Raw genomic sequence first — 11,860 nt, 5'->3', positions numbered from 1 at the left:
CGCCTTAGTGCGCCGCGGCCTGTTGCGCCTGGGCCGGCGCCACGGGCATGCCCGGGGCCAGGCCGGCAGGGCTGCCGACAATGACCTGGTCGCCGCTGCGCAGGCCTTCGACGATCTGCCAACGCGAACCCTGCATCACGCCGGTGCGCACACTGCGCGCCTCGGCCAGGTTGCCGGTGCCCACCACCATCACCCGCGCCTCGCCGTCGCTGCCACGCTGGACCGCGCGTTGCGGCACCAGGATCGCCTGCTGGTCGGTGCCTTGTGGGGTGCGCACGCGCACATACATGCCCGGCAGGAGAATGCCGTCGGCATTGTCGAAACGCCCGCGCAGGCTGACCTGGCCGGTACCGCGATCGACCGCCACGTCGGTGAACATCAGCGCGCCCTGGCGCTGGTAGTCGGTGCCTTCCACCTGGGCGGTCAGCGCCTTGTCGTCGCCGCCACCCAGCGCGCCGTCCTTGAGGGCCTGGCGCAGGCGTAGGGCATCGGCGGCGGACTGGGTGAAGTCGACATAGATCGGGTCGAGCTGCTGGATACGCGCCATCAGCGTGGCATCGCCCTGCCCGACCAGCGCGCCTTCGGTGGCCAGGGCCCGGCCGATGCGCCCGGAAATCGGCGCGGTGACCGTGGCATAGCCGAGGTTCAGCTTCGCGGTCTGCAGGTCGGCCTGGGCCGAACGCACGGCGGCCTGGGCGCTGCGCAGCTCGGCGGTGGCGCTGTCGAAGTCCTGCTGGCTGACGGCTTCGATCTTCACCAGCGGCTCGTAGCGTTTCACCCGCGCCTGGGCCTCGTGCTGCACGGCCTGGGCCCGGGCCAGGTCGGCCTCGGCGCGGGCCAGGGCGGCCTTGAACGGTGCCGGGTCGATCTGGAACAGCACATCGCCGGCCTTGACGTCGGCGCCTTCCTCGAAACGCTTGTGCAGGACGATGCCGGCCACCCGGGCACGCACCTCGGCCACCCGCATCGGTTCGACCCGGCCCGGCAGGGTCGAGGCCAATGCCAACGACTCGCCAGCCACGGTCAGGGTCTCGACCGGAAACACCGCTTCGGCTGCGGCCTGCTGTTCATCCGCGGCGCCGCAGCCGGCCAGCGCTACCGCCACCGCCAGCCAGCTGGCCACTCCAATTGCACGCAAGTTGCTCATGTACTCACCCGAGCCTTTGATTAGAAAACGGCGCTAATGGTACTTCTACATTCGATATGAGTCAATTTTGTCTCATATGAACTTTGCGCGAAGAAGTGTAAGCATTCAGCAAGCACTGCGGGCTCATCACATACATCCAGAACCGCTCCCCGCACCACCCTTTCAAAGCCGGGATGAACTGTGTAAAACAAATCCCCCACACTGCCGGAAAAGGATAACTCGCGATGCTCTACCGCCCCCTTGGCCACTGCGGCCTGCAAGTCTCGGCCCTGACCCTGGGCAGCATGATGTTCGGTGAGCAGACCTGCACCGAAGACGCGCTGCGTATCATCGACAAGGCCTGGGACCAGGGCATCAACTTCATCGACACCGCCGATGTGTACAACGGCGGGCGCTCCGAGGAGATCGTCGGCGAGGCGGTGGCGCGCAACCGCCAGGACTGGATCGTCGCCTCCAAGGCCGGCTATGGCCCGGTCGACGGTTTGCCGAACCGCAGCGGCTTGTCCCGCAAGCACCTGTTCAATGCCCTGGAAGCCAGCCTCACGCGCCTGGGCAGCGATTACCTGGATATCTACTACCTGCACCGTGAAGACCATGCGGTGCCGCTGGAAGAGACCGTGCGGGCCATCGGCGACCTGCTGGCCCAGGGCAAGATCCGCTACTGGGGCGTCAGCAACTTCCGCGGCTGGCGCATCGCCGAAATCTGCAACCTGGCCCAGCAGCTCGGCGTCGCCAAACCGGTGGTCAGCCAGCCGCTGTACAACATCGTCAACCGTCAGGCCGAGCCCGAGCAACTGACCGCCGCCGCCTACCATGGATTGGGCGTGGTGCCCTTCAGCCCATTGGCCCGCGGCGTGCTCAGCGGCAAGTACGCGCCGGGCTCGACCCCGGACGAAGGCAGCCGCGCCGGACGCCAGGACAAGCGCATCATGGAAGTGGAATGGCGCCAGGAGTCGCTGGCCATCGCCCAGAAGATCCATGCCTATACCGAGGCCAAGGGCGTCGGCATCGTCGAGTTCGCCATTGCCTGGGTGCTGAACAACCGCCTGGTCAGCTCGGCGATCGTCGGGCCGCGTACCGAGGCGCAGTGGGACACCTATGCCGGTGCGCTGCAGGTGAAGGTGACGGCGGAGGATGAAGCGTTCATCGATTCGCTGGTGACGCCGGGGCATGCATCCACCCCTGGCTTCAACGATGTCGCGCACTTCGTCAGCGGGCGCCTGCCGCGCTGACAGCGTCACTGGCGGGCCGGCGCCACAGCGCCGGCTGCCAGCCTCGATTACTGGGTGCTGACCACCGGCCCGGTATCCCGCTCGCTGATCACATAGTGTCGATACTGAGGATCAGCCTTGATCTGCGTTTCGGTGAATGGAATCGGTGCCAGGCGCTTGGCCGAGAAGGCCCGCGTCTGGTCCCCAGCATGCGCCGACGCCGCCTCGCTCGACAGCGAGAACGCCAGCAGGCCCTGGGCTTGTGGCCCTTGCGCGGTGAAAGTGACCAGTTGCAGGTAACTGGAACCACTGACCACCAGGCGCTTGCCCGCGCCGACCGGCACGCTGACCATGGCGTTGTACACCCCCAGCTCCTGCGGGCCGCCAGGCACCGGCGTGCCATCGGCGGCCTGCTGGATCTGCCCCCACCGCTGGTCCGCCGCCACGCCGGACGCGCCGACCGCCTGCTGCGACGCCAACGCCGCCTCGCGCAGCAACTGGCCGACCGCGGCCTGCTCAACCGCCAAGCCTCGCGGGGTGTGCAGCGGATCGGCAGGGTCGAAGGGCACCCGCCAGCTTTCAGGGTGAGCCGCGAGCGCTTCGAGGATATTGCCGAAGTGGATCAGGCCGATGCCGCTGTCCAGGTCAGCCTTGCCGTTCCAGGCCTGCAAGCTGTCACAAACGCCCTTGACGTCAGCCGCGGCGCCTTTGCACCACTGCAGCAGGTCGGGCATCAGCAGGCTGGCCAGGTACACCTCGTCATCGAAGACCATGTACTGCAAGTCACTGGCGGCCAGCTTGTCGCGCCCCTGCAAGCGCTGCAGGGCAAAACGGCTGCGCATGCCCAGTGGCTGGTCGGCCTGGCTGACCACGGGCGAGAACCCTGTCAGCGGTTGCGCCGGATTGGCCATCCAGGCCGAGTCGTTGGCGTGCTGCACGAAGTCGCGCCGCGCCAGGCTTGGCAACAGACGGGCCGGGAAGATGCCTGGCTGGGCCGCTTGCGCATCGACCTTCCACTGGCAGGCACTACGTGAACCGTCAAGCACCACCAGCCCGCCCGGGGCCTTTGGGTTGCCGCACTGTTCGAGCAGGGCCTGGTCGACGTAAGGGACCACCGACTGGTTCAGATACAGGGCCTGGCCGGTATCATCCGTCGCCAGGGTGTTGACCCAGGGAATGCCCTGCAACTGCGTGACCGACGCCTGCAACGCCTGAACACTGTGCGCGCGGTTGATCTGGTACCACTGCTGCAGCACCCGGGTGTTGTCCAGGTTGGCATCGCGCAAGCTGTAGGCCGCCTGGCGATCCCAATCCAGACGCCCCGGCCACTGCACCACCGGGCCGAATTTCGACAGGTAGACCGTGCGCTCGACCTGGCCGAGCGTGCCATCTTCACCCTTCACCGTGACGGTCACGGCCTGGCGCTGCATGGGCAGTGACTGGCCATCAAGCAGATAGCGGGTCGGGTCCTTGGCATCCAGCTGGAGTCGATACAGCGTGAAATGCTTCGAGGTGTCGACGGTGTGAGTCCAGGCCAGGTGCTGGTTGAAGCCGATATTGATCACCGGCAACCCGGGCAAGGCGGCGCCCATCACATCCAGTTGCCCCGGAATGGTCAGTTGCATCTGATAAAAGCGCAGGCCGCCGATCCAGGGGAAATGCGGATTGGCCAATAACAGGCCACGACCGCTGGCCGAACGCTCCGCACCCACGGCCACCGCGTTGCTGCCACGCTCGGCGGCAAAGCGCGCCTGGCGTGCCAGGGCACCACGATAATCCTGTACCGGCTGTTGCGCGGCCAATTGCGGCGGCGTGGCGCCCGCCAGCGCCTCGGCGAACTGCCCTACCCCACCTTCGGCCAGCAAGCGCCGGGTCAGCTTGGCCAGGTCACGGCTGCTGATCGGTCGCAGCCACTCACCGCTACCGCACTCGGCCGGCAGGCCCTGCGCCCGCCGCTCCACCAAGGCCCGGTTGTAACCACTGGCGTAGCCCTCCAACAAAGCCCGCACCGCGACGGGCTGCGCCTGCAGGAAGCCATCGACTGCGGCAGGCGTGTTGAGCCAGGTGAAAAATACATCACTGGACAGGTTGTCACGCTGATCGACGGTCTTGCCTTGCCCGCCGAAGAAACGCGAACGCTCGCCGTTGACGGTCAGCACCTCGTCGGCCAGCAGACACAGGTTGTCCTGGGCATAGGCATAGCCAATGCCATAGCCCAGGCCGCGCTCATCCTTGGCCAGGATATGCGGCACGCCGAAGCTGGTACGGCGGATCTGCGCGGACGCGTCACCCGTCGTTTCACGGGCCTGGGCGGCCAGGCTGGCGCCTGCCAGCACAGCGACAAGACCAAGGTGGTACAGGGGGCGTGAGAGGGAAGTCACGGGCATTCCTCATGCAATCCGGGGGTATCCCGAACAGACGAGTGGCCACATGAAAATTTTACGGACTACAGCGCCCTGTAACGTTTTCTACAGAAGCTGTCAGATTTTTTTACCGAGGAGTTGCAGTTTTGTCGATCTCGTTCGTCTTTAGAAGTGAGGCACCCACGATTTCGGGACAGTCCACGAAAAGGAGCATTCACATGTACAACCCGCAACGTTCGCTGTCGGAGGCGCCAAGCCCGGGTCAACCCCCGGCCCCGCCGGAAGAGCGCCTGGGCAACGAGCAGATTCGCGAACTGCTGCGCACCTACGGTTTGCGCACCAGCCTGATTCGCCTGAAGGTCATCGACGCCCTGCACAGCGCCGACCGCAATGGCCGCAGCATTGGCGTGCGCGGCGTCCATGCCCAACTCGAACAGCTGGACATCCCGCTGTCGTTCCTGAGCGTGCGCGAGGTGCTCAAACGCTTGTGCAGCGAAGGCGTGATCAGCCTGGGCCACGACAAGTGCTACAGCCTCAAGCCAGAGGCCCGCGCCGTGCTCGAGCAACACGCACCACGCTGAGTGCATGGCCGGCACGGAAACGCCGGCCCGCTCGTCAGGGCTTGACCTTGCGCCGCAGGATCCCGTTGATCACCACCACGACCACCGCGATGGCGATGGCGATGTATTGGAATGTCTGCTCACTGATGGTCCCCTGCTTTTGCAGATAACTTAGGCCGAGCATGATGCCCAGCACCATCAGGATGATCAGGATCGAATATTTCAGGCGCTGCACATGTGTCATCGAAGATTCCTTGCGACATCGGGGACAAGAGGCTCCCATCGAGCCGGCGCCATGATACCTCGCTGCCTTTTCCCACGCTGACTTTCCTGACGATCTTATCTGCAGCCCGAGCGTGCATCGCCCCGGAATGGCTTCCCTTGCACTCAAGCATGGGGTAAGCACCCAAAACGCCATCATGGAAGCTTTTCTCCCGCAGGTTTGAGGCCTGTAGCGCAAGGGTGAAGGCATTTCCTACGTCGAACAAGCTAGCTGCCTTCAGGCCAGAAGCCACGAAAGCTACAAGTTCTGGTCCAGTTCGCGCCTAGCGACGCTTTCCTGAGCTGTTCGAGAATCGATTCATGGCGCTTGCCACTACGGCCAAGCCCCCTGAAAACCATTCAAGCTCTTAGGAACCTTCCCATGGAAATGCCGGACCTCAGCAACATCGAAACCAGCCAGCTCCCACAATCCCTGCAATCGTTGATCGAATGCATCGGCCTGGAAAACGCCTACCGCCTGACCTGCGCCTTTGGTGGTCGTCCGAAGTACATCCCTAAGCATCGCGCCCGCACCAAGCTGGCAGACGTGCTGCCGCCGGATGCCCTTGACGCGCTGATCGAGCGCTTCGCCGGACTGGCACTGGAAATCCCCAAGGCAGACCACTTCCAGCGCCAACTGCGCAACCAGCAGATCCAGAAAGAAAGCGCCAGCGGTCTGTCCCGCAGCCTGCTGGCCGACAAGTACGGGTTGAGTCTGCGCCAAATCGGCAACATCCGTCGCCAGGACTGCCACGCCCGTTGAGGATTCCCGCGCAGAGCCCGCCCAGCGTCCGACACGGTGTTACGGCAGGATCCAGGGACAACAATGTGGTGAGAGGTACCCGCGGCCGGCCACGGATGGCCGGTGCGGGTCAGCGCAAACGCTTAGAAGTCGCGTTTGTAGAAGATGTCCAGCGAACTGGCCAAGCCGCTGGCGGCCTCGAGATAGACCTTTTTGCTCAGTTTGTAGCGCAATGCGATGGTGCTTGCCGGTTCGAACACACCCACGCCATAACGCAGGCTCAGACGTTCGGTCAGATTGCCACTGGCCACCACGCTGGTGCTGTTGCCCGACCCTTGCGTGTCGAGCTGGAAGTCATCGATGCCCAGGTTCGACGCCAGCCCTCCGGTCAAGCCGGCGCTGCCCATCAGGCCCAGGCCCAGGGCCGCTTCGGCCAGCATGTTGTTGTCCTCACCCGAGCTGCCCAGGGGCCGGCCCAGGACCAGGTAGGACAACGCCTGCTCCTGGCTCATCGCCGGCTCCGAAAAGACCTTGGTGGTCGGCTGTTCGGCACTGCCGCTCAGGCGAATACCGGCAATCACATCGTCGACCTGGCGAATGGCCTCGATGTCCAGGTATGGCTGGTCGATGGGCCCGGCGAACAACAGACGCGCACGGCGAATGGTCAGGCGTTGCCCGTAGGCACGATAACGACCGTCGGCCAGGCTGAGTTCGCCACGGGTGTCGAGGTTGTCACCGATGTGCACGTGGCCCAGCAGGTTGGCGCTCAGGCCAAACCCGCTGAACGACAGTTTCTCGCTGCCGACATCGACATCGATGTCCATGGCAACCGCCATCGGTGGCTTGCCCGCCTCGGTCTGGCGGCCAACGATAACGGTGTCGTCGGACACCTTCACGGTTGACGGCGGCAACTCGCGCACGGTGATCTTGCCCTTGGGCACATGGACCTTGCCGGTAACCGCCAGCCTGTCGTCCAGTAGACGGATCATCAGGTCGGGGGCTACCTCCAGTGCGGCATAGGGCTCGACATTGACGGGCAGCTGCTGGCCCTGCAGGTGCAGGTCCATGCCCAGCGCCTGTCCCCAGGTCATTTGCCCGGCGAGTTGCCCGCGCCCGCTGTCGCCACTGCGCCAGTCCCCCTTGAGCTGCACATGCTCGCCAGTGATCAGGGCTTGCAGCGACAAACTCTCCAGGCTCACCGGCAACTCGGCACCGCCGACTTCACCGTCGCTCAAGGCCAGGCTGCCATTGACCTGCGGCGCCAACAGGCTGCCGGACAGATGCCCGCTGCCATTGAGCTGACCGGCCAGGCGCTCGACCATCGGCAGGAAGGGCCTGATGATCGACAGGTCCAGCCCGGCCAGGCGGAAATCGCCGGACAACGGCTTGTTGCGACCCAACGGGTCAAGGCGAGTGTTGACGCTCAGTTCACCCAGACGCTCGCCACGGAAATCCAGCCGTGTATCGATCCGGCGGGGCGCCAGGGTGCTGTCCAGGCGCAACGCCTGATAGGGGAAGTCGACCCAGCGTTCCTTGTCACGCACGCGCAAGGTACCGCCACTGGCATCGATGCGCACATTGCCCTTGGGACCGCTGGCCGGAATATCGAGGTTGATATCGGCGTTGAGCAGTCCCTGCCAGGCAAAGTCCTTGGGCAACCATTGCGCCAGGCTGTCCAGCGGGAACTGCTTGAGGTGGTAGCGTAAGCGTGGCTCAGGGGCCAGGCGTTGGTCCTCGCCGCACAAGCTGGCCTGGCCCGAGCGCCAGCAATGGGCGCCGAAATCCAGCTGACCGTTGGCCAGGCGCTGCAGTTTCGCCGGGGCCTGCAGTTGCCAGTCCTGGCCCCCGGCCTGAATACGCCCACTGGCCAGGCGGCCACGCCAGTCGCCTTTGCCCAGAGTGCCATCGAGCGCCAGGTCGAGCTTGAGCTGCGGTCCAACAAGGGCGAGTGTGGCGGCCTGTTGACGACTATCGCCCTTGCCCTGCACCTCGAGGTCGCCCAGGGCGGTATCGCCCACGCGGATGCCAGCAGCCTTGAGCGCCAGTTGGCCACGCTGGGCGCTGTCCAGGCGCGCGTCCAGGTCCAGGCGTTGGAGACGGTTATCCGCCTGTCCCAGCTGCTGTCCTTGCAGCGTGAACGTGCCCTGCGGGGCCGTCAGGCTGCCCGCCACGTCCAGGCGGCCCTTGGCCTGCCCTTGCAGTTGCGGCCACAGCTGGCCCAGGCGTGGCAGGTCAAGGTCGATACGCCCGGCCAGGCGCTGCTGCAGGCTGCCACTGCCATTGATGCGATTGTCACCCAGCTGCACTGCCAGGCTGGCCAGGGTCCAACGTTCACCAGCGCCCTCGGCATCGACCTTGACCAGGGCCGGCTGGCCGCGCAAGCGGCCTTTGAGGTCAAGCAGGGCCTTGAGCTTGAGCTGATCATTGTGCAATTCGCCCTGACTGCGTAGCGGCCCGGCCAGCGTACCCGGCAGCTCGGCCAGCCAATAGGACGGGTCCAGGGCCGACAGCTGCAGGTCGACATCCCAGGCCAAGGTGTCGGCGAAGCGCAGGACGATGTTGCCTGCCGCCTTGCCCTGCCCCGCGGTCAGCGCCAGTTGCGGCAGGCGTACCTGGCCCAAGTCGCCTTCGAACGGGCTGGCCAGGCTGAAGGCGCCGGCCGGCCCTTGCAGATCCCCCTTGAAAGCCCCCTTGTAGGCGCCATCGCGGTACTGCACCTGAGCGTCGAGGCGCTTCAGGCTGACCTGGGGCGCCGGGTCCATCGGGTACAAGCGCAGCCAGGGGAAGTCCAACCAATCGAGACTCGCCTCGGCACTCAACCCCTGCTGCCAGTCGGCGCTGGCCTGCAGCTTGAGCCGTTGGCTGGCGCTGGCATCGAGGTCCAGCGCATCGAGCCTGACGCCCTTGGCATCGACCTTGCCGGCCAGCACCAGCGCCACCGGCCCTTGCTCTGCCGGTAAGCTGGCACTGCCGGACAACTGGTACCCCTTGAGCAGGTCGCCCTGGGCATCGAGCCGCAACTGATTCAATTGCAGGGTGTCGGGCAGGCTGCCCGCCGGCTTGAAGCCATCGCTGCGCAGGCTCAGGCGCGCCGGCAGGTGTTCGGCCAGGGCTTGCAGCTCGCCAGTCAGGCGCGCCTCCAGATACCCCGAGCTGTTGGCTTCCAGCGTGAGTGTCTTGTGCAACTCACCCTTGGCGGTCAATGCCAATTGCCAGGCTTTGCCGTCAACCGTCGGCAACTGCAATTTCCCTTGCAATTGCAGGGGCCAGTCGCCCTCGGGCTGCACATCGCCGGAAAGATCGAGGACCAAATCGTCACGGCGCAGGTGCAAGGCATCGACCCGCAAACCGCCGGTGGTCCATTGCGCGGCAAGCTGCAAGTCGGCCAGTAAATCGCTGCCGTCCAGGCGCAGCTGGCCCACCTTGATCTCCCCCAGCTCGATGGCCAGCGGCAGACGCAAGGTCGGCAACTGCAATGGTTCGCTATCGGCCTTTGCATCACCCGGGGCAAACGCCAGGTCGATACGTTCGGCTTGCAATCGCTGCACACACAAAGTGGCGCGTAACAGGCAGGCCGGCGACCAGATCATCTGCGGCGCCTGCAACTCGACCCGGTTGTCACCGTCTATCCAGCGCAACTGGCGGGCCTGCCACTGGCCGCCGAGTCGGCCATTGAACTCACTGACCTCGAGCCCCGGTACGCGCTCCAGCAGCCAACGGCTGCCGGCACCGGTCCCCAGCACAAGGCCCAGCCCGAGCAAGACCAGCAACAACAGGCCAAGCAACACGAACAACACGGATTTGCACACACGCATCACAGCTCGGGCCCCATGGAGAAATGAAGGCGAAAACCGCCATCGTCATCGAGCGCGCGGGCCAGGTCCAGGCGCAGCGGCCCCACCGGCGAGACCCAGCGCACGCCTATGCCGACGCCGGTCTTGAGGCTGGGCAGTTCTAGCGAATTGAACGAGTTGCCCTGGTCGATGAAAGTCGCCACGCGCCACTTCTCGGCAATCGAGTACTGGTATTCGGCGCTGCCGGCGACCAGGTAGCGCCCGCCGATACGGTCGCCCTTGTTGTTCTTCGGTGACAACGACTGGTAGTCGTAGCCCCTCACGCTCTGGTCGCCGCCGGCGAAGAAGCGCAGCGACGGCGGGATATTCTGCTGATAGCCGTTGGTGGCGCTGCCACCGAATTGCACACGCCCGAGAAAACGATGGTGCTGGCCCAGGGTGGTGAGGCCTTTGAGCAGCACGTTGCCATGGACCAGGTTGGTGTCCGAGCCCAACCCCTCCTTGGCCGCCTGCAAGTCGAACTGCAAGCGATAGCCATTGTGCGGGTCGATGCGGTTGTCGCTGCGCAGGTAGGAAAAGCTCACGCCCGGCATCAACAGGTTGCTCAGCCCCGAGTCGTCGCCCAGGCGGTACTCTTCGCGCTGGTACTTCAACGAGATCACCCGCTGCCAGCCGCTGGGCAGCTTGCTGTGCCACTCCGGGCCGACGGTCAGCAGCTTGCTGAGGGTGTCGGTGCCGGAGATGTCCTCATTCTGGTAGCCGCCGGCAAAGCGCAGCTTGTCGGTCAGCGGCGGGTCGAGCGGAATGTCGTACCACAGGCCGACGTTTTGTCGCGGCGCCGAGAGCTCGGTCTCCCAGCCGTAGCTGTGGCCTTGCGGGTTGACCCAGTGGCGGGTCCAGTTGGCCTTGCCGCGCGGGCCGACGTCGGTCGAGAAGCCCAGGCCCAAGCCCATGGTGCGCGGCTTGCGGGTGTCGAGGTGAACCTCGACGGGGATCTCCTCGCCCACCGCGGCGGTGGGCGCGGCATCCACCCGCACCCCCTCGAAGTAACCGCTCGACTGCAGGTCGTTGTTGAGTTCGGCGATCAGTTCGGAGTCGTAGGGCGTGCCGGGTTTGAACGACACCATGCGCTGCAGCAGGTCGTTGTCCAGCGGCGTGTCGCCGCCAAAATTCACCGCGCCCAGGTGAAAGCGTGGGCCACTCTGGTAGACCAGTTCGATATCGGCGACGCCGGCCTGGGGGTCGATGGCCAGGCGCTGGCGCTCGAAACGGCCGTTGAAGAAGCCGTAACGCGAGGCCTGGTTCTGGATCAGCCGCTTGGCATCCTCGTAGATGCCGTGGTTGAGTTGTTCGCCTGGACGCAAGGCCTTGCTGTCGGGAATCCGAAAAACCTTGAGCGCGCTGGCCGGTCCTTCGATGCGTACCGTCACGTTGCGCAGGTGCACCGGCTCTCCAGGCTCGACCCGCAGGATCAGCTGCGGGGGCTTGTCCTTGTCGCTTGGCGGCTTGACCTCGCTGTCGACCCGCGCCTGGTAATACCCCAGGGCCTGGGCCGCCTTGCGCGCCTGCTCCTCAGCGCCGCGACTGAAACGCAAGAGCGCTTCTTCATCGCGGTCGCCCAGGCTGCCGATGTAACCTTCGATATTGGCCTTGAGCGCCTTGTTGGCGGGTTTCACCCGCACCAGCAATTCGCTCTGGGCCCATGCCATGGAGCTGGCGGCCAGTAACAGCAGGCCCCAGCCAAGTCTTCCTGAATACGTCATGGGGCGCATGCTACCAGAG

General features: G+C 65.2%; 8 protein-coding genes. 3 read left to right on the top strand and 5 right to left on the bottom strand.

Annotated elements, in window-relative coordinates; genetic code table 11:
- Positions 1-4: 4 nt before the first annotated feature.
- Positions 5-1,147 (bottom strand): MexC family multidrug efflux RND transporter periplasmic adaptor subunit, encoded by a 1,143-nt coding sequence (locus HU772_RS11355; RefSeq protein WP_186657681.1) that lies wholly within the window; start codon positions 1,145-1,147, stop codon positions 5-7.
- Between the two features lie 224 nt (positions 1,148-1,371).
- Between HU772_RS11355 and HU772_RS11350 the strand changes: the two genes are divergently transcribed.
- Positions 1,372-2,379, top strand: a complete 1,008-nt coding sequence (locus HU772_RS11350; protein WP_186657678.1) for an aldo/keto reductase — start codon at positions 1,372-1,374, stop codon at positions 2,377-2,379.
- A 47-nt stretch (positions 2,380-2,426) separates the two neighbouring features.
- Here the strand turns inward: HU772_RS11350 and pvdQ are convergent, their stop codons facing one another.
- A complete protein-coding gene (gene pvdQ / locus HU772_RS11345; protein ID WP_275959741.1) occupies positions 2,427-4,739 on the bottom strand; it encodes a bifunctional acylase PvdQ in 2,313 nt (770 codons plus the stop codon).
- Between the two features lie 200 nt (positions 4,740-4,939).
- On the opposite strand from pvdQ, the gene HU772_RS11340 reads away from it, so the two are divergent.
- Positions 4,940-5,302: a fe2+ zn2+ uptake regulation protein gene (locus HU772_RS11340; RefSeq protein WP_186657663.1), complete on the top strand. Its 363-nt coding sequence runs from the start codon at positions 4,940-4,942 to the stop codon at positions 5,300-5,302.
- Positions 5,303-5,336: 34 nt separating this feature from the next.
- Here the strand turns inward: HU772_RS11340 and HU772_RS11335 are convergent, their stop codons facing one another.
- Positions 5,337-5,525: a hypothetical protein gene (locus tag HU772_RS11335; protein ID WP_186657660.1), complete on the bottom strand. Its 189-nt coding sequence runs from the start codon at positions 5,523-5,525 to the stop codon at positions 5,337-5,339.
- Positions 5,526-5,924: 399 nt separating this feature from the next.
- Here HU772_RS11335 and HU772_RS11330 point away from each other — a divergent pair, with 399 nt between their 5' ends.
- Positions 5,925-6,305 (top strand): Mor transcription activator family protein, encoded by a 381-nt coding sequence (locus HU772_RS11330; protein WP_186657656.1) that lies wholly within the window; start codon positions 5,925-5,927, stop codon positions 6,303-6,305.
- A gap of 122 nt (positions 6,306-6,427) precedes the next feature.
- Here HU772_RS11330 and HU772_RS11325 read toward each other — a convergent pair whose 3' ends face one another.
- On the bottom strand, positions 6,428-10,099 hold the full coding sequence (locus HU772_RS11325; protein ID WP_186657653.1) for a translocation/assembly module TamB domain-containing protein: 3,672 nt from the start codon (positions 10,097-10,099) through the stop codon (positions 6,428-6,430).
- Complete coding sequence (locus HU772_RS11320) at positions 10,099-11,841, bottom strand: autotransporter assembly complex protein TamA (RefSeq protein ID WP_186657650.1); 1,743 nt, start codon at positions 11,839-11,841, stop codon at positions 10,099-10,101. Before HU772_RS11320 ends, HU772_RS11325 begins: the two co-directional genes overlap by 1 nt.
- Positions 11,842-11,860: the final 19 nt, after the last annotated feature.

The organism is Pseudomonas xantholysinigenes, from assembly GCF_014268885.2.
GTDB lineage: Bacteria > Pseudomonadota > Gammaproteobacteria > Pseudomonadales > Pseudomonadaceae > Aquipseudomonas > Aquipseudomonas xantholysinigenes.
This window is presented reverse-complemented; position numbering and strand designations above follow the sequence as displayed.